At 36.1% G+C, this 20,999-nt stretch carries 22 protein-coding genes; 20 read left to right on the top strand and 2 right to left on the bottom strand.

Features of this window, described 5'->3' with window-relative positions; all coding sequences use genetic code 11:
- Window positions 1-8 precede the first annotated feature (8 nt).
- The gene (gcvPA, locus tag PGC35_RS11705; RefSeq protein ID WP_375219390.1) at window positions 9-1,355 is read left to right on the top strand and encodes an aminomethyl-transferring glycine dehydrogenase subunit GcvPA; all 1,347 of its coding nucleotides are present in this window, start codon (window positions 9-11) and stop codon (window positions 1,353-1,355) included.
- Entirely contained in the window at window positions 1,348-2,808 is a 1,461-nt protein-coding gene (gene gcvPB / locus PGC35_RS11700; protein ID WP_375219306.1) for an aminomethyl-transferring glycine dehydrogenase subunit GcvPB, read from the top strand. Before gcvPA ends, gcvPB begins: the two co-directional genes overlap by 8 nt.
- Before the next feature lie 715 nt (window positions 2,809-3,523).
- Here the strand turns inward: gcvPB and PGC35_RS11695 are convergent.
- Both PGC35_RS11695 and PGC35_RS11690 read right to left on the bottom strand, forming a co-directional pair.
- Window positions 3,524-4,792 carry an AAA family ATPase gene (locus tag PGC35_RS11695; protein WP_375219305.1) on the bottom strand — a complete coding sequence of 423 codons (1,269 nt, stop codon included), beginning with the start codon at window positions 4,790-4,792 and terminating at the stop codon, window positions 3,524-3,526.
- A gap of 73 nt (window positions 4,793-4,865) precedes the next feature.
- A complete protein-coding gene (locus PGC35_RS11690; RefSeq protein WP_375219389.1) occupies window positions 4,866-5,240 on the bottom strand; it encodes a rhodanese-like domain-containing protein in 375 nt (124 codons plus the stop codon).
- A gap of 111 nt (window positions 5,241-5,351) precedes the next feature.
- Here PGC35_RS11690 and PGC35_RS11685 point away from each other — a divergent pair, with 111 nt between their 5' ends.
- The 18 genes from PGC35_RS11685 to PGC35_RS11600 all read left to right on the top strand — a co-directional run bounded on the left by PGC35_RS11685 (window position 5,352) and on the right by PGC35_RS11600 (window position 20,930).
- Window positions 5,352-6,188 carry a lipoate--protein ligase family protein gene (locus PGC35_RS11685; protein WP_056831729.1) on the top strand — a complete coding sequence of 279 codons (837 nt, stop codon included), beginning with the start codon at window positions 5,352-5,354 and terminating at the stop codon, window positions 6,186-6,188.
- A gap of 159 nt (window positions 6,189-6,347) precedes the next feature.
- The gene (locus PGC35_RS11680) at window positions 6,348-8,912 is read left to right on the top strand and encodes a vitamin B12-dependent ribonucleotide reductase (protein WP_053588902.1); all 2,565 of its coding nucleotides are present in this window, start codon (window positions 6,348-6,350) and stop codon (window positions 8,910-8,912) included.
- Between the two features lie 134 nt (window positions 8,913-9,046).
- The gene (locus PGC35_RS11675) at window positions 9,047-9,475 is read left to right on the top strand and encodes a hypothetical protein (RefSeq protein ID WP_375219304.1); all 429 of its coding nucleotides are present in this window, start codon (window positions 9,047-9,049) and stop codon (window positions 9,473-9,475) included.
- A 70-nt stretch (window positions 9,476-9,545) separates the two neighbouring features.
- Window positions 9,546-10,610 carry a M24 family metallopeptidase gene (locus PGC35_RS11670; RefSeq protein ID WP_082461017.1) on the top strand — a complete coding sequence of 355 codons (1,065 nt, stop codon included), beginning with the start codon at window positions 9,546-9,548 and terminating at the stop codon, window positions 10,608-10,610.
- A gap of 17 nt (window positions 10,611-10,627) precedes the next feature.
- Window positions 10,628-11,185: an elongation factor P gene (efp, locus tag PGC35_RS11665; RefSeq protein WP_056831734.1), complete on the top strand. Its 558-nt coding sequence runs from the start codon at window positions 10,628-10,630 to the stop codon at window positions 11,183-11,185.
- 527 nt (window positions 11,186-11,712) lie between these two features.
- Complete coding sequence (locus tag PGC35_RS11660; RefSeq protein ID WP_053588906.1) at window positions 11,713-11,922, top strand: SpoIIIAC/SpoIIIAD family protein; 210 nt, start codon at window positions 11,713-11,715, stop codon at window positions 11,920-11,922.
- A 3-nt stretch (window positions 11,923-11,925) separates the two neighbouring features.
- The gene (locus tag PGC35_RS11655) at window positions 11,926-12,309 is read left to right on the top strand and encodes a hypothetical protein (RefSeq protein WP_053588907.1); all 384 of its coding nucleotides are present in this window, start codon (window positions 11,926-11,928) and stop codon (window positions 12,307-12,309) included.
- Between the two features lie 14 nt (window positions 12,310-12,323).
- Window positions 12,324-13,235, top strand: coding sequence for a stage III sporulation protein AE (locus PGC35_RS11650; RefSeq protein WP_056831736.1), 912 nt, complete (start codon window positions 12,324-12,326; stop codon window positions 13,233-13,235).
- Window positions 13,236-13,535: 300 nt separating this feature from the next.
- On the top strand, window positions 13,536-13,868 hold the full coding sequence (locus PGC35_RS11645; protein ID WP_056831738.1) for a hypothetical protein: 333 nt from the start codon (window positions 13,536-13,538) through the stop codon (window positions 13,866-13,868).
- A gap of 4 nt (window positions 13,869-13,872) precedes the next feature.
- On the top strand, window positions 13,873-14,406 hold the full coding sequence (locus PGC35_RS11640; RefSeq protein WP_053588910.1) for a SpoIIIAH-like family protein: 534 nt from the start codon (window positions 13,873-13,875) through the stop codon (window positions 14,404-14,406).
- A 155-nt stretch (window positions 14,407-14,561) separates the two neighbouring features.
- A complete protein-coding gene (accB, locus tag PGC35_RS11635; RefSeq protein ID WP_053588911.1) occupies window positions 14,562-15,059 on the top strand; it encodes an acetyl-CoA carboxylase biotin carboxyl carrier protein in 498 nt (165 codons plus the stop codon).
- A gap of 82 nt (window positions 15,060-15,141) precedes the next feature.
- Complete coding sequence (gene accC / locus PGC35_RS11630; RefSeq protein ID WP_375219303.1) at window positions 15,142-16,491, top strand: acetyl-CoA carboxylase biotin carboxylase subunit; 1,350 nt, start codon at window positions 15,142-15,144, stop codon at window positions 16,489-16,491.
- A gap of 14 nt (window positions 16,492-16,505) precedes the next feature.
- Window positions 16,506-16,898 carry an Asp23/Gls24 family envelope stress response protein gene (locus tag PGC35_RS11625; RefSeq protein ID WP_053588913.1) on the top strand — a complete coding sequence of 131 codons (393 nt, stop codon included), beginning with the start codon at window positions 16,506-16,508 and terminating at the stop codon, window positions 16,896-16,898.
- 148 nt (window positions 16,899-17,046) lie between these two features.
- Entirely contained in the window at window positions 17,047-17,424 is a 378-nt protein-coding gene (gene nusB, locus PGC35_RS11620; RefSeq protein ID WP_275785604.1) for a transcription antitermination factor NusB, read from the top strand.
- 26 nt (window positions 17,425-17,450) lie between these two features.
- Entirely contained in the window at window positions 17,451-18,305 is an 855-nt protein-coding gene (gene folD / locus PGC35_RS11615; RefSeq protein ID WP_375219302.1) for a bifunctional methylenetetrahydrofolate dehydrogenase/methenyltetrahydrofolate cyclohydrolase FolD, read from the top strand.
- 162 nt (window positions 18,306-18,467) lie between these two features.
- Window positions 18,468-19,826 (top strand): exodeoxyribonuclease VII large subunit, encoded by a 1,359-nt coding sequence (gene xseA, locus PGC35_RS11610; protein WP_375219301.1) that lies wholly within the window; start codon window positions 18,468-18,470, stop codon window positions 19,824-19,826.
- Window positions 19,827-19,831: 5 nt separating this feature from the next.
- Complete coding sequence (gene xseB / locus PGC35_RS11605; protein WP_053588917.1) at window positions 19,832-20,053, top strand: exodeoxyribonuclease VII small subunit; 222 nt, start codon at window positions 19,832-19,834, stop codon at window positions 20,051-20,053.
- Window positions 20,046-20,930, top strand: coding sequence for a polyprenyl synthetase family protein (locus PGC35_RS11600; protein ID WP_375219300.1), 885 nt, complete (start codon window positions 20,046-20,048; stop codon window positions 20,928-20,930). The genes xseB and PGC35_RS11600 overlap by 8 nt, the downstream gene beginning before the upstream one ends.
- Window positions 20,931-20,999 lie beyond the last annotated feature (69 nt).

Genomic DNA, 20,999 nt, shown 5'->3' with positions numbered 1-20,999 from the left:
TCCATTTGATAAAGCATCGTTATTTACCAATGACTGAACAAGATCAAAAGGAAATGCTTGATGTTATAGGCATTTCTTCCGTTGATGAATTGTTTGCAGACATTCCGGAGAAAGTGCGTTTTAAAGGTGAGTATAATATTAAACCTGCTAAAGCGGAGTCTGCTTTGTTAAAAGAATTATCTGTACTTGCTGATAAAAATGCACATAGTAAAAAGTATGCTTCCTTTCTTGGTGCAGGAGTTTACGATCATTTTAAACCGATAATCGTAGATCACGTTATTTCAAGATCTGAATTTTACACTGCTTATACACCTTATCAACCGGAGATCTCTCAAGGTGAACTACAAGCTATTTTTGAATTTCAAACAATGATCTGTGAGCTTACTGGAATGGATCTAGCAAACTCTTCTATGTATGACGGTGGTACTGCACTTGCGGAAGCTGGTAACTTGGCAGCTGGTCACACGCGTAGAAAAAAACTATTAGTTTCGGAAGCTGTACACCCAGAGTATATTGATGTAGTAAAAATGTATGCAAAAGGTCAAAACGTTCAAGTTGTGACGATTCCTACTAACAATGGTGTAACTGATTTAGGGAAATTAGAAGAGTTAGTAGATGAAGAGACAGCAGCTGTTTTAGTCCAATATCCTAATTTCTTCGGACAAATTGAAGATTTAGCAAAAGTGGAGCAACTAACACATGCTCAAAAAGCATTATTTGTTGTATCTGCAAATCCACTTGCTCTTGGAGCTTTAACTCCTCCAGGAAAGTTTGGTGTAGATATTACAGTTGGGGATGCTCAACCTTTTGGTATCTCGGAAGCATTTGGTGGACCTCATTGTGGTTTCTTTGCTGTATCATCTAAGCTTATGCGTAAAGTTCCAGGACGTTTAGTAGGGGAAACAACAGATGAAGAAGGTCGACGTGGGTATGTTTTAACATTACAAGCTCGTGAACAACATATTCGTCGTGACAAAGCAACTTCAAATATCTGTTCAAACCAAGCGTTAAATGCACTTGCCGCATCAGTAGCAATGACTGCTCTTGGTAAAAAAGGTGTAAAAGAAATGGCGATTCAAAATATCACAAAGACTCATTATGCAAAACAAGCATTTGAAAAAGCTGGATTTGAAGTTCCTTTCCAAGGACCTCACTTCAACGAAATTGTAGTTAAAGTAAATGGATCTGTAGCATATGCAAACAAAGCACTTCTTGAAAAAGGAATTATTGGAGGTTTCGACTTAGGTCGTGTTATCTCTGACCTTAAAAATCATGTATTAATTGCCGTTACAGAGCAACGTACAAAAGAAGAAATAGATGCACTCGTGCAAGAAATGGGGGCTCTTTATGCATAAGGATAATCAACCATTAGTTTTTGAAATTACAAAGGAAGGTAGAGTAGGATATAGTCTACCTGAGCTCGATGTTCCAGAAGTAGATATTAATTCTTTGTTGCCACAGGGCTTACTTCGAGAAGAAGAAGCGGAGCTACCAGAAGTATCAGAGCTTGATATTATGCGTCACTATACAGCTCTATCGAATCGTAACCATGGAGTAGATACTGGTTTCTATCCACTTGGATCTTGTACGATGAAGTACAATCCAAAAATTAATGAATCAGTAGCACGTTTCCCTGGATTTGCAAATATTCACCCATTACAAGATGAGTCTTCTGTGCAAGGTGCTATGGAATTAATGTATGATCTACAACAACATTTAGTAGAAATTACTGGAATGGATGAAGTAACACTACAACCAGCAGCTGGTGCCCATGGTGAATGGACTGCATTAATGATGATTCGTGCATTCCATGAGGCAAATGGAGATACTCAGCGTACAAAAGTAATTGTTCCTGACTCCGCACATGGTACAAATCCAGCATCAGCTACAGTTGCAGGTTTTGAAACGATTACAGTAAAATCAGACGAAAATGGATTAGTAGACTTAGAGGATCTTCGTCGCGTTGCTGGTCCAGATACAGCAGCTCTAATGCTTACAAACCCAAATACGCTTGGTTTATTTGAGGAAAGTATTTTAGAATTAGCAGAAATCATTCACGGTGTAGGTGGAAAACTATACTATGATGGCGCTAACTTAAATGCGGTTATGTCTAAAGCACGCCCTGGAGATATGGGCTTTGACTGCGTTCATTTAAACTTGCATAAAACATTTACAGGTCCTCATGGTGGCGGTGGTCCAGGTTCAGGTCCGGTTGGAGTTAAAGCAGATCTAATTCCTTTCTTACCAAGCCCAGTTCTTGTAAAAGAAAATGATCAATATAAATTTGACTATAATCGTCCTCAAACAATTGGACGTGTGAAACCATTCTACGGAAACTTTGGAATTAACGTCCGTGCATACACATACATTCGTTCAATGGGTCCAGATGGTCTAAAAGCTGTAACTGAATACGCAGTTCTAAATGCAAACTATATGATGAGACGTTTAGAAGCATATTTTGATCTACCATATAACCGCCATTGTAAGCACGAATTCGTACTTAGCGGTCGTCGTCAAAAGAAATTAGGTGTCCGTACACTTGATATGGCAAAACGTCTTCTTGACTTCGGATATCATCCACCAACAATCTACTTCCCATTAAATGTAGAAGAAGGTATGATGATCGAACCAACAGAAACAGAATCAAAAGAAACATTAGATGCTTTCTGTGATGCAATGATTCAAATTGCAAAAGAAGTAGAAGAAAATCCAGAAATCGTTCAACACGCACCACATACGACAGTAATCAATCGCTTAGACGAAACAAAAGCTGCTCGTCATCCAGTATTACGCTATACAAAAGCATAAAACTTGAAAAGAGATTCGAGATAATCGCATTTCTAATTATATACAAAAGGTATCAAGAGGATGTCCTCTCGATACCTTTTGTCATTTTTTTGATTTTAATAGAAAAGCAGAGTTGCTACATATACAGGGGAATCTTACCTTGTATATGTAGTAAGAGTAAAAGTAAGCATTGTTTTCAGGTCATTCTTTATACCTCGTAATGTTGCATACCGCGTAACTTGTTTTTCAACATTAAGAAATCTCAAATCGAAAGTACTATTTATTCATTTCTATAATTAGTGTAGTTTGTATTATTCGTGGACTGAAACGGAGGACGGCGACTCCAGCGGGAATAGCGTGTCCATGTGAGACCCCGCAGGAGCTTGCGACGAGGAGGCTCACGGACCGCCCGCGGAAAGCGTCCGTCCGCAGTGGAAACAACGATATTGTTATTTATTAGAAAAAGTCTGTAGGCAAAATTTTGTTTATTAGTCATCATAGCCCATCACAATGAATGTTGTGCTTATTCAATTCTATAATCATGGAGCCTTCAGTAGATTGGAACGGAGGGCAGCGACTCCAGCGGGAACAGCGTGTCGGCATGAGGAGGCTCACGGACCGTCGGCGGAAAGCGTCCGCCGACTATATATAGAAAAAAGACCGTAGAGCAAACATGAAATTCTTCGCGTTTGTCCACAGTCTAAAATAGCCAATAAAAGCTATTAACTTCTTCGATTCAAAATCCAATAGAATGTTCGTCATTCTCCCATTCTTTTTTCATAGATCTTTTATTTTGTTTTAACAACTCTTCAATACGCTCTTCATATGCCAGTTTCCCATCATAGTGCCAATTTAATGCAACGGACATATACAATTCGTTAAGCTGGGACATAGATAACCCTTTTGAACGTTTCGCCATATCTGTAAATTGTTCGTCCGTAAAAATATGTTTAATATCTAACTTTCGTAAGTACTGCTCTCGAACTTTATCCGAAGGAGATGGTATCTCGTATGCACGGTCAAACCGACCAGCACGATTTATAAGCGCTTGATCTATTTTTTCCGGATAGTTTGTCGTTCCGATGATAAATAACCCTTCTCGAGATTGAACACCGTCTAGCGTGTTTAAAAAAACGGATCTCGTATATTCAGGCATCGAATCAATATCTTCAATAACGAGAATTGCAGGAGCAAGTCTTGTCACGATACCGAATACTTCTTGAATAGAATGACTTCCAGTAAATTCGGTAATTTGCCAATAAACAACAGGTGCTTTCGTTGAGCCTGTGATAGACTTAACTAAAGTTGTTTTCCCATTCCCAGGACTACCATATAGTAAAATTCCTCGTTTATAGGGTAGGCCATATTCTTTGAAAAAATGACCGTCCTCTTTAAAAAATTCATCAATAGAACGAAATATATCTTGCTTTATGCTATGTGCTAATAATACGTCCTCACGATTCACAACAGCTTGCTCGCCATAATTTCTTCGTTGGACTCCATTTTCTGTATCAACTAAATAAGTAATCGATTGCATAAGTAATTGTCTTAACTTTTCGTTGATTTCGTTTAAAAATAGTAACGCTTTTTCTGCTGACGTAGAAAAGAAACGATATTCCGGCCAACTATGACTAGAAGAATAGTTAAAAGACAATGTCATTCCTACATCATATTCTGGAAAGTAGATCAATTTATTTTCAAAGGTTTCCGTAATTTCTAAACCTGTGCCTAAATTTAATGTAGATTTACTCATAATTTTACCTAGAGGCTGTGTTTCAAAAATATAGCTCAGTGTTTCATAAGCTAATAATTTCTTCTCCATCATTTCTAATAAGTTTGCATCAAGTTGAGATATTGTTTCTCCAATTGAAATATTTTTCCAATCGCCTTGTTTTCTTTCATTTAAGGCCCGAATGATCCTTTTTGAAACAAGCGCAAAGTCCTCATAATTAGGAAGAGTATTTCTAAAATCCTCGTGATGTGAAAATAACGTTTTCTCTTTCATTCCATACCTCCAGAAAATTTAGTGAGTGTTGAAATAAAAAAGGTTCCTCTACGGTAAGAAGAACCTTTATGTATTATTTAGATTTAATTTTACCTGTCCAAGTTTTAAATCCGCCTTGAAGTTGGTTTAATTGTGTATATCCTTTTTTCTTTAGGAACATTGCTGCACGTGCACTTCTTGCGCCGTTTTGATCATATAGATAAACTGGTTTATCTGGACGAATTTCTTTATAACGTTGACGAAGCTGTGTGGAAGGGATATTTCTTGCGCCAAGAATATGACCTGAATCAAACTCCTTAGGTTCTCTCACATCAATTAATTGTGCCTTACGATAGCCTTCGATAAATTGCTCCTGATTAAGGTTTGTAACGGTCTTCTTTAAACGGAGAGCTTGGATACCAGCATAAACTAGTAAAACAATAATTACTACAAGTAGAGTGTATAAAATATTTAACACGGTCTTTCCCCTTTCTATGTTTCCATATTCATTATAAAAGATTCACTAGATACAATTCAATCTATTTGATAAAATGAATAAGGTTGTTAGGGGGAAGATTTGATGGAAAAGAAAAAATGGTACTTTATTAATTCTGGACCTTGTAGTCCATCTTATAACATGGCGCTTGATGAGGCTTTGCTAGATTGGCACAGTGAAGGGCTGATTCCACCAGTAATTCGTTTTTATGAATGGAATCCAGCGACTCTATCGATCGGTTATTTTCAATCTGTTGAAAAAGAAATAGATTTAGATGCAGTAAATCGTTTAGGCCTTGGGTTTGTTCGTAGACCTACTGGGGGAAGAGGAGTACTACATGAGCATGAACTAACATATAGCGTGATTGTGACTGAAAGTTATCCTGATATGCCAGCAACCGTGACAGAAGCTTATCGTGTGATAAGTGAAGGGTTATTGCTTGGATTTCAAAATCTAGGTTTAGATGCATACTTTTCTATTCCAGACACAGAAGAGAAAAAGCAAAATCTAAAGAAGCCTAAAACTGCTGTCTGCTTTGATTCGCCAAGTTGGTATGAATTAGTAGTAGAAGGAAAGAAAGTTGCAGGAAGTGCCCAAACACGTCAAAAAGGTGTTATTTTACAGCATGGTGCAATCTTATTAGATCTGGATGAAGATAAACTTATCCAGACGTTTAAATTTTCTTCTGAAGCGCTACGTGAGAGAGTAAAAGCAAGTTTATCTAAAAAAGCTGTGGCCATCAACAAAATTAGTCAAAATCCTGTAACAATCGACGAGTGCAAAAAAGCATTCAAAAAAGGATTTGAAGATGCGTTGCAGATTGAATTAGTAGAATTTGCCCTATCAGAAGAACAAGAATTATACGTAAATGCGCTTGAAAAAAAGCGTTATGATAATAATCAATGGAATTTTAAAAAATAAAATTTATTTTTTTAGGAAATTAGTCCATTGACCATTGCTACATATGACTTTTGAAGAAATTCATATATTTGCAAAAAAACACAACATATAGTATGGTTTAAAAATAACCATACACCATATATGGTGTGTTTTATTTTTAAATAAAAGGGAGGCAATATGATGGTATTAGCATCTCAGAACAATAATGCAACCATTAACATTGATCAGTTAAACAAAGACATTCAACTATTTCCACAAGTACATCCAATTACAGAAGACATGAAATTGACGCACAAAGGTGTTTCCCGACTAGTAATGATTGACCGTTATTCATTTAAAGATACGGAAAAGAAAACGCTAAAAGCAGGAGATTTTGTCGTTCTTACTGTAAAAGCTGACCCGAAATTTCCTGCACGCGGCTTAGGTCATATCGTTTCAATCGACCAATCGACAAAAACTGCAGAAGTGCTTATTGAAGAAGACTATAGAAGTGCAATTGATGATCAAGATGAACTTGAATCAGGAATTGTAAAACGTTCTCTTAATGTTATTGAGAAACCGTTGGAAGTGTATTATGAGCAAATTGCCAAACGCAATGCTACTGGACTTGCTTCTGTTGAAAAAACAGAGGAAAAACGCAAGGAATGGTTTGAGAAGTTCTACCAACAATTAGTTTCTTTAAAATTTATTCCAGCTGGACGAGTTCTTTATGGAGCGGGTACAGGTACAGACGTAACTTACTTTAACTGCTACGTAATGCCATTTGTTCCCGATTCACGCGAGGGAATCAGTGACCATCGTAAGCAAGTGATGGAAATTATGAGTCGTGGTGGTGGTGTTGGAACGAACGGTTCGACGCTTCGCCCGCGTAATACATTAGCTAGAGGTGTAAATGGTAAATCTTCTGGTTCGGTATCATGGCTAGATGATATTGCTAAACTAACTCACTTAGTTGAGCAAGGTGGTTCACGAAGAGGAGCACAAATGATAATGCTTGCTGACTGGCACCCGGATATTGCCGAATTTATCATTTCTAAAATGCAAAACCCTCGAATTCTTCGTTTTTTAATTGAAAATACGAATGATGAGACGATTAAACAATTAGCTAAGGACAAGCTTAAATTTACCCCTTTATCCAATCAAGAAGAAGCAATGTACCAGGGAATAGTAAATTATAAAGCGATTCCTGGATTAGGTGGCTTCAGCGATGATATCATTCGTGAAGCAGAAACAAAACTTCGTGATGGTGGTAATTTTACTGTTCACAATCCTGAATTTTTAACAGGTGCAAATATTTCTGTAACGTTGACAGATGACTTTATGAAAGCTGTCGAAGAAGATGCAGACTTCGAACTACGTTTCCCAGCGATTGAAACCTATTCTCCAGAAGAGATGGTATTTTATAACAAACATTGGCATGAAGTTGGAGATGTTCGTGAATGGGAGAAAATGGGTTATGCTGTTCGAACATATCGCACTGTAAAAGCAAAAGAGTTATGGAATTTAATTAATATTTGTGCTACTTATTCTGCAGAGCCAGGTATTTTCTTTATAGATAATGCGAATGAAAAAACGAATGCAAAAGCATATGGACAAAAAGTAGTTGCTACGAATCCATGTGGGGAACAGCCGCTTGCTCCATATTCAGTTTGTAACCTTGCAGCTGTTAATTTAGCTCAATTTGCTAACAAGGAAACTAAAACGGTTAACTTTGAAGCTCTAAAAGAAACAGTGAGTGTTGGAGTTCGTATGCAGGATAATGTAATAGATGCAACTCCATATTTCTTAGAAGAAAATAAAGTACAAGCTTTAGGTGAAAGACGCGTAGGTCTTGGAGTTATGGGATTAGCAGATCTTTTAATCTACTGCGAAAAAGAGTACGGATCTGAGGAAGGAAATATTCTTGTTGACGAGGTATTTAAAACGATTGCAATTGCTGCTTATGAAACTTCAGCGAACTTAGCAATTGAACGAGGAAGCTTCCCATTTTTAACTGCAGAAACAGAAGAAGAAACAAATCGTCTACGGAAAGCATTTACAGAGACTGGTTTTATGCAATCTATGCCAGAGGAAATCAGAAATTCTATCGTTGAAAATGGAATTAGAAACTCACATCTACTAACAGTTGCTCCAACAGGATCTACTGGAACTATGGTAGGAGTCTCTACTGGTTTAGAACCTTATTATTCTTTCACATATTATAGAAGTGGACGTTTAGGAAAGTTCATTGAAGTAAAAGCGGATATCGTTCAAGAGTACTTGCAAGCAAACAATGATGCAGATGAAAACAACTTACCTGAATGGTTTGTTACTGCAATGGAGTTAGCGCCAGAAGCTCATGCGGATGTTCAATGTATTATTCAACGCTGGATTGATAGTTCAATCTCTAAAACAGTTAATGCACCAAGAGGCTATACGGTTGAACAAGTAGAAGGTGTATATGAACGTCTATACCGTGGCGGAGCTAAAGGTGGAACTGTTTATGTTGATGGAAGTCGAGATTCTCAGGTTTTAACATTGAAAGCAGAAGAAAATACGCTTGACGATCAAAGACAAGAAGAAAAAGTATTTGAAAAACGACCAATCGTTTTAATTGATACGATTCAGGATTTGCGTTCAACAAATGTTACAATCGGTTCTGAAGTTGGTAATACTTGTCCAGTTTGCCGAAAAGGAACTGTGGAAGAAATGGGCGGATGTAACACATGTACAAATTGTAATGCGCAATTAAAGTGCGGATTATAAAATAAATGCGTAAAAAAACACATGCTCGAGAGTAACTCCTCGGTATGTGTTTTTTTGTTTTTTTAGAAGTTTTATTCCTTTTTGTTTAATATTCATCTTTCAGCATCAAACTGAAGCAAAAAGGAGAGATGATTATGAAAGAAAAGGGATTATCGGTTAGTACTAGTTTTGTAGCTGCATTAATTTGCACTTTTTTGCTTAAAGTGATCGATTTGTTTCATTGGATCAAGTGGAGTCCAATTGGTTATGCAGACAAATTACAAATGTTCGAATCAGTCCGTCCTCTAGGGAAATGGGTCATTCTTTTTATTGTAGTATGGTTTATTTGTTTTGTATTTTATTATATAAGTCTGATTTTTATTAAAATTCCTGCCTCTATTACTAGCTTGGCACTTGGAATCATTTTTGCAATTATTATGGAATGGATATTTTTAGATAAGGATACGCTTGCGAAAACAATTAAACATTTGTCGATTCCATTTATTTGTATCGTTGTAATGTTAGTAAGGTTTATGATGGAATCTGCTATTTTTCATGCACAGGATAATCCTCTTAGTAAATGAAAAATTTACCCGCGTCTCTTCCTATGATAAAATAAAGTGAAGATATAAATAGAAAATGAGATGGGGTATAATGATGAAACTTGAGAAGTTACGTGCTGCTTTAGAAGAACAAGGTGTGGATGCTTTACTGATTACAAACGGTTATAGCAGACGTTATATGACTGGTTTTACTGGTACAGCTGGTGTAGCAATTGTGTCTAAAAACGATGCAGTATTCATTACAGATTTTCGTTACACAGAGCAAGCGGCTAGTCAGATAAAGGACTACCGTATTGTACAGCATACAAAAACTTTAATAGAAGAAGTTGCTAACCAAGTTACAGAAATGGGCATTAATTCTATTGGATTTGAAAAAGACGATTTAACGTATAGTGGCTATGAATTGTATAAACAAGCTATCCAAGCAGATTTAGTACCACTTTCAGGACTAGTGGAAAAAATTCGCTTGATTAAGACTGAGGAAGAGATTAGTATTATAAAGTCGGCTTGTCGTATTGCGGATGAGGCTTTTAACCATATTGTTACATACATAAAACCGGGGATGACAGAGCTTGAAGTGTCAAATGAGCTTGAATTCTTCATGAGAAAACTTGGTGCCTCGTCTTCATCTTTTGATACGATCGTTGCTTCTGGTGTAAGATCTGCACTTCCTCATGGCGTAGCAACTAGCAAAGTCATTGAAGTAGGGGACTTTGTGACACTTGACTTCGGTGCACTTTATAATGGGTATATTTCAGATACGACTCGAACAATTGCTGTTGGGGAACCGAGTGACCAATTAAAAGAGATTTATCAAGTAGTTTTAGATGCACAATTACTTGCATTGGAAAAAATAAAACCAGGAATGACAGGTAAAGAAGCAGACGCAATTGCACGTGATTATATTGCTTCAAAAGGATATGGTGAAGCATTTGGTCACTCTTTAGGTCACGGAATTGGGCTTGAAGTACATGAAGGTCCAGGGCTTTCTTTCCGATCTGATATTACACTAGAACCAGGGATGATTATTACAATTGAGCCGGGAATTTACTTACCGAATATCGGTGGAGTTCGTATAGAGGACGATGCAATTGTAACTGAAAATGGTCTAGAAAAACTTACGCATTCGACAAAAGAATTACTCATTTTATCTTAATATTTGGAGGAAAAATAATGATTTCTGTAAATGATTTTAAAACAGGTTTAACAATAGTAGTAGATGGAGTACTTTATCGTGTACTGGATTTCCAACACGTTAAACCAGGTAAAGGAGCAGCGTTTGTTCGCTCTAAACTTAGAAACCTTAGAAATGGTTCAGTAAATGAGAAAACTTTCCGTGCTGGTGAAAAAGTAGAGAAAGCTCAAATTGATAACAGAAAAATGCAATATCTATATGCAAGTGGAGATCAACACATTTTCATGGATACAGATTCTTATGAGCAACTTGAATTAAACGAAACACAAATCGAATACGAATTAAAATACTTACGTGAAAACATGGAAATTCATATTATTCAGTACCAAGGAGAAACACTTGGAGTGGAATTACCAAAATCAGTTGAACTTGAAGTGACTGAAACTGAACCTGGTATTAAAGGGGATACTTCTGGCGGTGGTTCTAAAACTGCAACTCTTGAAACTGGTTTAGTTGTAACTGTTCCACTTTTCATCAATGTTGGAGATCGACTAATTATCAACACAGATGAAGGATCATACGTATCAAGAGCTTAATTTAAAAATAGTTATATAGTTTAATTTCAATAAAGAGTCATGCAAAAATGTGACTCCTTAATGAGAAATAGAGGCAGTTGGAATGATTTCATTCTAACTGCCTTTTTTGCCGCATCATATAATTATATCTTAATGAATAAATTTCATAATTGCTTCTTGTAACTAAAAACACGAATATTCACTTATATAGAGTTCTATTACGTTGATTAGAGCGGAAGGCGGCGACTCCTGCGGGATTAGCTTGAGCTGAAGACCCCGCAGGAAAGACGCTGGCCGAACTTTATTTGGCCAGTGTCTTTGCGACGAGTAACCGCAGGAGCAAATGTTTTTGTAGCTCCGAGGAGGCTGAAGCCAAGCCCGCGGAAAGCGTCCGCCTGGAACGAAAATCAATAGTTTCAATTTTTAATGCAAAAGAAACAATAAACTTCAGGTTTATCTAAAGATAAAAGAGTCACGCAAAAGCCTGACTCTTTTTCATATTTGAAGAACTTGTATCATATGCTGAAGATATGGAAGGGGGAGGCATTGTGGAACTTCACGATGTACTTCGAGTTGCTGGTATAGGGTTATTAATTGCTATACTTCATTTGTTTTTTGAATCAACCGGAAAAAAAGAGTTTGCCTTTTTTTTATTTTTTGTAGGATATATTTATATGACCATTGAGCTGCTTCGTTTACTGAGGGTATTTTTTTATGAAATATCCACATTCCTTGAATGGCTTATTATGTCGAGTTAGCAAATGATAGTATACATAACGATTATAATCGCATTCATTTTGCTGCAATTTATTGATGAAACTTATCCACGACTTCACTCTATTATTTATACAATTTTTATATTTTTATTCTTAACATACTTATTAATGACTTATATTATCCCTAATACAAATCAATTTATCTCCGTTATACCAACTAATCTCTTACCAGTATTTAAGCTACTTATGTTCTCTGTCATTCTTTTAATAGTTTCTCAAATAATTGAGGAACTTTTGACGGATTATGAGTATACAAGCCTTGCAACTATACTAACTTTTACAACAAAAGCAATATTGCTACTTGCCTGGCTCGATCATATGAAACAATTTTACTCTAAATTCTTTTCCATAATGGGACTACTCTCTTGAAGGAATGAATCAAAATGGATGAAATGCTCACGAATTTGCTACTCCCAGTAAAAGAAGTCATTCAAACATTTACGTATATCCTGCTATTTGGTTTTATTTTTCTTTGCTTAGAATGGCTCATTCCAAAGAGCAAAAGATTGTTAAAGTTATTATTTATTTATCTTATTTGCTTCTTATGTTTAGAACCTGCTTATCGAACGCTAGAAATGATTCAAACCCTTACTAGCCAGTTAGTTACACTTTTTTTAGGAATGTATCCAGTACTAACCGCAGGTATTGCTGTTTCTGGTGGAGCGTTGCTAGTAACTTTATGGAATCCAGCGGTAGTATTCTTTTCAACGTTTACAGCATTTATGGCAGAGAAAGTATTGATACCATCAATTATGGCTGCCTTTCTTCTAGATTTGATCAGTCGAATACATCCAGCAACCTCTTTTTCGAAACTGTCAGATCTCATTAGGATGACATTAATTGGTATTACGTCAGTAATCCTTGTATTATATAGCTTCTTCATAACAGTCAATGGTGTGATTACATGGACGGTAGGAGGAGCGGTTAATGAATCTGTTAAACGATTAATACAAAACTCTATCCCATTTGTAGGGTCCTTATTAACTGAAAGTATTAGCACGATGAAAACGTATTCTTCATCTGCCTCGGTTATAACTGGAAATTCATTACTAATCTCCGTATTAGTTTTAGTTTCGATTCCAACGATTCAAACAATTTTAATAGCTTTTTTATATAGACTATTAGCTGCAATTTTGGAACCGTTTTTAGATTCAGGGATAAGTGGGCTTCTAGATGATATTGGAAGAACACTTTTTGTACTATCTATTATTTCGGTATTGATTGCTTTTGCGTTCTTTTTCACGATTATATTAACGATGCTCTTTGCAAAACTATTAGTTAGTGGGAAAGGATAACTCTCATCATTCAAACAATTTTATTTGGCATATTAATCATTGTCGTGATTGGGGAGCTTATTTCAATTCTATTAGAACATGTAGATAAAGAGAAATCGAGCTTTATAGTAAAAATTGCGATAATATTTTGGATTCTGTCTAATCTCTTCATATAAATAGTTTTTGATGCATAAAGTATTATATCCATAATGAAAAGAAGGGTGAAGCACTATCACACTTAAACAAAAACCCACTTTTCGTTTTGTTGTTATAGGAGGAGCAGTACTTTTCATAAGTCTACTTTTTTCAGGTCTTCTCAATATGGATAATGTTAGTAAAACAGAAACGAATGTAGAAGAACTTCAAACACCAGATGAGTTAGCTTCTGTTCTTGAAAGAATTAGAGGCGTTGGTCGAGTAGCTGTTTATTATCATTATTCAAATGGATCTGAGGAAGCTACGGAGAGTGATGTATCATTTTTCCAATGGACAAGTGACAGCAAAAGGGACAAGGAGGAGCTAATTGGAGTATTAGTTGTGGCGGAAGGAGCGAGCGATAAACGCATTCAAAACAAGCTTGTAATAACACTTTCATCTGTTTTACAAATATCCCCACATAGAATTGTGATTGAAGAAATGGAATTGGAGGAATAATAACATGAATGTAAAAAAGAGATCTATTTGGTTTTTAACTTTAATTAGTTTAGTAGCTGTTATTACTGTTTTTTATGTAACAGATCGACCATCGCCATTCGATGGAATAGCATTATTCTCAAATGATACAATAGAAGATGTAGACCTAGTTGAAACTTCTTCCACAAACGAACAATCATTTACTTCAAGTAGCAATGCCTTTGAAGAAATGAGAATGGAAGTTCAAGGGAAAAGAAGTCAACTTCGTGAGCAATTAACGACTAAAGTAGGTAGTAACGATTTCACTGCAGAAGAAAAAGATGAAGCATATAACCAAATTGAAGAATTAGTGAAAATAGATTCAACAGAGGCTATGCTGGAGCTAATTATCAAATCATTAGGTTATGATGATGCGCTAGTAAGAATTGAAAATGAATCTGTATTAATAGATGTTGTGTCAAATGAGCAGTCCTCTCAAAAAGCGGATGAGATCATTTATGCTGTAAAAAGAGAGTGGCCACAAGCTTATAAGGTAGAAGTTAAGTTTGACGGTCAATAACATATATTATAGGTTCTGTCAAAAAAAAAGTGCCATACTGGCGCTTTTTTTTATTATTTCCGAAGTTTTATCCTCTAGCTATTTAAAATTATCATAAAAACGTCTAAAATGAGAAGAGTAAGTATAATTATGTATACAAAAGGGAGACAGGTAAAATGAAGATCCAAGAAATTAGAGAAATTATTAAATTAATTGATCAGTCCACACTAGATGAATTTTTATATGAATCAGAAGGAACTAAAATCAAATTAAAAAAGAATGATAAAGGTTCTGTAACTTCTACTGGATTCGCATTAGAAAGTTCTGTTGTTTCAGAACAACCTATAGTAGTGGAAGAAAAACAAGTACAGGTAAGTGAAACTCCTAAAGAAAAAGTGGAGGAAAAAGTGGAAGAAGTTGTAGAAGAAACTTCATTACATAAAATCACATCACCTATGGTAGGTACTTTCTATCAATCATCATCTCCTGATGCTGATGCATACGTTCAAGTTGGAACGAAGATTTCGACTGATTCTGTTGTGTGCATTGTAGAAGCAATGAAGTTATTCAATGAAATTGAAGCAGAAGTAAATGGAGAAGTGGTTGAGATCCTTGTAAAAGATGGACAATTAGTAGAATATGGTCAGCCTTTGTTCCTTGTAAAAGAAGTTTAAAAAGCAGACGCTATCTTCAACAAGGTAGATTCGGTTTAATGAAAAAATTTGCTTTTTAATTACGGAGGAAGGGGCAAGATTGATGAAAAAAGTATTAATAGCCAATCGTGGAGAAATTGCGGTTCGTATCATTCGAGCTTGCAAAGAAATGGATATAGAGACAGTTGCAGTATATTCAGAAGCAGATCGCGACGCGTTACATGTTCAGATAGCGGATGAAGCTTATTGTATCGGTCCGAGATTATCGAAGGATTCATATTTAAATTTTTCTAATATTATTAGTGTTGCTAAACTAACTGGTTGTGATGGAATTCATCCTGGGTACGGATTTTTGGCAGAAAATGCAAGCTTTGCAGAGTTATGTGAAGAATGTGCTATCACATTTATCGGACCATCCTCATCTGCCATCTCTAGTATGGGTACTAAGGACGTTGCAAGAGAAACAATGAGAAAAGCTGGAGTACCAGTAGTACCAGGTTCTGTTGGAATTGTCGCAGATGAAGAAGAGGGTTTGAAAATTGCTAATGAGATTGGTTTTCCAGTAATCATTAAAGCAACTGCTGGAGGCGGCGGTAAAGGAATTCGTGTTGCTAGGGATGAAGAAGAACTAGTAAAAGGAATTAAAATTACTCAAAAAGAAGCCGCTGCTGCATTTGGTAATCCAGGAGTTTACTTAGAGAAATTTATAGAAGAATTTAGACATGTTGAAATCCAAGTATTGGCAGATGGACAAGGAAATGCTGTACACTTAGGTGAGCGTGATTGTTCTATTCAACGTAGAATGCAAAAGCTCGTGGAAGAAGCACCATCTCCAGCATTATCCGAAGAAATTCGTTCTGCAATGGGAGAGGCAGCTGTAAAAGCTGCGCTTGCTGTAGACTATAAGAGTGCTGGAACAGTAGAATTTATATTTGATCATATCAATCAAAAATTTTACTTTATGGAAATGAATACGCGTATTCAAGTAGAGCATCCAGTTACTGAAATGGTTACTGGTATTGATTTGATTCAACAACAGTTAAAAATTGCTTCTGGAGAAAAATTAGCTTTTGAACAAAAAGATATTCAAATTAAGGGATGGGCAATTGAATGTCGTATCAATGCAGAAAATCCAGCTAAAAACTTCATGCCATCTCCAGGGAGAATTGACATGTATCTTGCTCCAGGTGGGTATGGTGTTCGTGTTGATTCTGCAATGTATCCAGGTTATAGTATTCCACCATTTTATGATTCGATGGTAGCTAAACTAATTACGTTTGGAGATACTCGTGAAGAAGCAATTGCAAAAATGAAACGCGCATTAGGTGAATTTGTCATAGATGGTGTGGAAACGACTATTTTATTCCACGAAAAATTGATGAATCACGAAGTGTTTGTTTCTGGAGATTTTGACACAAAATTTTTAGAGAAGTACGATGTAATCAATTCATAAAAGGAGTGAAAAAAATGTCAGAAACAAACGAACAAAAATTTGTTCAAATGACTCCTGAAGGAAAAGATGACTTAGGGACAATTGAAATTGCACCTGAAGTTATTACTGTAATCGCAGGCATTGCAACAAATGAAGTAGATGGTATCGCTGGAACACGCGGAAACCTTGCTTCGGGAGTTGTAGAGCGTCTGGGTAAAAAAGTGCATGGCAAAGGTATTAAGACAGAAATAACAGCTGATGGTTTGTTTATCGATGTATATTGCCTTGTAAAATACGGTGCTTCCGTTCCCACGGTTGCTAGAGAAGTGCAATCTCAAATCCGACAAGCAATTGAAAATATGACTAGTTTAGTGCCAAAAGAAGTGAATGTTCATATTACAGGTGTACAATTCGATTCAGCCGAATAAAAAGAAAGAGTCATCCATGGATGGCTCTTTTTATATTTAGTATGTATTCTCCATGCATTTTCTTTATATTTTCTGCTTTCTAGTACGCAATCTAAAGAGAAATATGCTATGATTGTTTAGATAGTTACATTTAAAGGAGAACTAAATAATGAAACGAAGAAAAGCAAGAGAGCTAGCATTACAAGCGCTATTTCAGTTAGATAACCATGAAATTTCTATAGAGGAAGCAATTGGTCATGTTACAGATGAACAAGATACTTTTCTAACAATGTTAGTTAGAGGTGTGATTGAGCATAAAGAGCAGATTGATGCTTCATTAACAGAAAAGCTAGAAAATTGGTCGCTTTCTCGACTACCAAAAATTGAACGCACAGTTCTACGTATTGCTGTTTTTGAACTAATGTTTACAGAAGAAACCCCTGCAAAAGTAGCTATTAACGAGGCTTTAGAAATTTGTAAGGTTTTCGGAGATGAGAAATCTAGCCGATTTGTAAATGGTGTATTATCTAAATATACAGATCAATAATGGTCCGGAGTGAAGGAGAGTTAATGGTGTTAGACAATTTAATTGATGGTAAACAAATTGCTGGACAAGTTACAGAAAAAGTCCAAAAAAGAGTAGAAGCTTTAAAAGCAAAAGGTATTACACCTGGATTGGCTGTTGTGTTAGTTGGAAATAATCCTGCTTCTCAAACATATGTAAATAACAAAACTAAAACTTGTGAGAGATTAGGGATGTATTCAATCCTTATCCAATTGGACGAGGATGTTTCAGAAGCTGAATTATTGAAACAAGTGGAGCTATTAAACAACGATGAAAACATCCATGGAATCCTAGTTCAACTACCTTTACCAAAACAAATTGATGAAGATCGAGTGATCGCAAAAATCTCACCACTTAAAGATGTTGATGGTTTTCACCCCGTAAGTGTTGGTAAAATGATGATCGGACAACAAACCTTCCTTCCATGTACCCCATTTGGTATTTTAAAATTATTAGAATACAGTAATATTGATGTTGCAGGAAAACATGCTGTAATTATTGGTAGAAGTAATATTGTGGGTAAGCCAATGGGACAACTTTTACTCCAAAAAGATGCAACTGTTACATATTGTCATTCCAGAACAAAAGACCTGCATGCATTTACAAAACAAGCGGATATTTTAGTAGTGGCAACTGGTCGTGCTAAAATGATCGATGCTAGCTATGTAAAAGAAGGTGCAGTTGTAATTGATGTAGGAATTAACCGAGATGAAAATAACAAATTATGTGGGGATGTAAATTTTGCTTCTGTAAAAGAAGTCGCATCTAAAATTACCCCAGTACCAGGTGGAGTAGGTCCAATGACGATTGCTATGCTAATGGAAAACACATGCTTAGCAGCCGAAAATACATCTAAAAATTAATAAGCTATAAGCTGTTTTTCTAGAAAAGCAAAAGTGACTTATGTATTCTTCTTGAGAGGACATAGGCGCCGAAGCCTAGACAGGTAAAAAGTAAAGTATAACTACTTTGTAATCTGTTTAGAAAGGCAGCTTTTACCTTGTAATCATAATGGAGTTGTTCTTGTGACTGCACAAACACATACATACTTAACGGTAAAAGCTTTAACTAAATACATAAAACGTAAATTTGACGCAGATACTCACTTACGAGACGTATACGTAAAAGGTGAACTATCAAATGTGAAGGTTCACAGTAGTGGACATATTTACTTCACTTTAAAAGACGATACTGCACGTTTAACATCCGTTATGTTTGCCATGCACGCAAGATCGTTAAAGTTTAAACCTGAAAGCGGGATGAATGTACTCGTTCGTGGTGATATTAACGTTTTTGAAGCTGCTGGGCAATACCAATTATACGCTTCCACTATTCAACCGGATGGTATTGGGGAGCTTTTTTTAGCATTTGAACAATTAAAAAAGAAACTGGAGCAGGAAGGTTTATTCCATCCTAGTCGTAAAAAACAGATTCCTATATTTCCTAAAATGATAGGTGTAGTTACTTCTAAAACCGGAGCAGCTATTCGTGATGTTTTGACAACGTTAGAACGTAGGTATCCAATAAGTGAGGTAGTCGTTTTTCCAACTATTGTCCAAGGACCTCAAGCTGCCCCATCCATTGTAAAGTCAATTGAGCAAGCAAATAATATGCAAAACATTGATGTCTTAATTGTTGGTCGAGGTGGAGGATCTATCGAAGATTTATGGGCATTTAACGAGGAAGCGGTAGTAAGGGCTATTTCCAATAGTGCTATTCCTATTATAAGTGCTGTTGGGCATGAGACGGATACAACAATTGCCGATTTTGTTGCCGATTTACGAGCACCAACACCAACTGCAGCTGCTGAAATGGCTGTTCCTAGTAAAGAAAATTTATTAAAAAATATTTTTTCCTTCCAATCCGCTTGCTTGAATTTTGTTTCTAAGAAGCTACAGGATGAAAAAAATAGATATAACCGAGCTATACAATCTCCTGTACTTGCAACTCCTGAGAAACTATATCGTCCTTTTATAGAAAGATACGTACGTGTGGAGCAGCAATTACAAAGAGAAACTAATCGCTTGTATCGTGAAAAAGAACGAAACTTTACGCAAGTAGAAAAAAGAATGCTCCAACTTTCACCAAAAAAATTGATTGATTTGCAGTATAAGTCAGTCCAAGTCTTAACAAATCAACTAAATCAAGCAACTGTTTCTACATACGAAAAACATCGACAGCATTTTCATGGGTCGATTCGTACGTTAGAAGCTTTGAACCCATTGAAAATAATAGATCGAGGTTTTAGTATTACGTATAAAAATGGAAAAGTGGTTAATTCGGTGGAAGAAGTAGCTAAAGGAGATTCCATCTTTGTTACACTCCCGGATGGCCAAGTTGAAGCGATTGTAAAAGATGCTGAGAAGAGAGGGAAAGGGGACTAATTTTCATGGCTAAAAAAGAAATCCCGTTTGATGAGGCGATGTTGCAATTAGAAAATATCGTTCGTCAATTGGAGCAAGGCGACGTACCACTTGAAAATGCAATCGAACTCTATCAAAAAGGGATGGAGTTATCAAAATTATGTAGTGAAAAATTACAAAGTGCTGAAAAACAGCTAGTCTCTTATATAGGGGATAATACGGAAAAAGAAGGTAATAGTAATGAATAATTTATTGCATTCTTTTATCGATTCAAATTTACCAACTATTGAGCAAAAGATGTCTATATTAATAAATGACCTTAAAGCACCCCAGGAACTGAAAGATGCAATGGATTACTCTTTACAAGCAGGGGGTAAAAGAATAAGACCGTTATTCACATTAGCAGTTTTAAAAGAACTGCAAACAAATAATGAGGATGCGCTTGTTGTTGCCAGTGCGATTGAAATGATTCATACTTATTCACTGATACACGATGATCTACCGGCAATGGACAACGATGATCTTCGCCGTGGTAAACCGACGAATCATGTAGTCTTTGGAGAAGCACTTGCAATATTAGCAGGTGACGCACTTGTGACATTTTCTTTCGGGATAATTGCACGACTACCGAATCTTACTGCAGAACAAAAAGTAAAATTGATTGACAAGTTAAGTTTTTCAGCTGGTGCAGAAGGAATGGTCGGTGGGCAGGTGCTAGATATGCTAGGAGAAGGAAGATCTTTAACACTAGCGGAATTAGAAAAAGTTCATGTAAATAAAACTGGTGCACTCCTTACAATAAGTATTTTAGCAGGAGGCATCATAGCTAATGCAAGCGATGAAATAATGGAAGCATTAATGAAATATGCATACCATATAGGATTAGCATTTCAAATACAAGACGATATTCTGGATATAGAAGGAACTTCTGAACAATTAGGCAAAACTGCTGGAAAAGATATTTTGAGTGAGAAAAATACATACCCATCTATCTTAACACTAGAAGGGGCAAAAGAAGAGTTGCAAAACCAATATAATATGGCTTTTCAAGCTCTTCAGGAAATTAATTTACATCAAGGTCTATTAGTGGAACTCGCAAATTATATAACGAAAAGGGCCAATTGATAGCGAATAATTTTGTTTTATAACAGTTTATTGGTATGATATTACCTAACGTATTACGAAGGAAATCTA

The sequence above is a fragment of the Psychrobacillus sp. PGGUH221 genome, assembly GCF_042055255.1.
Classification (GTDB): Bacteria; Bacillota; Bacilli; order Bacillales_A; family Planococcaceae; genus Psychrobacillus.
This window is presented reverse-complemented; position numbering and strand designations above follow the sequence as displayed.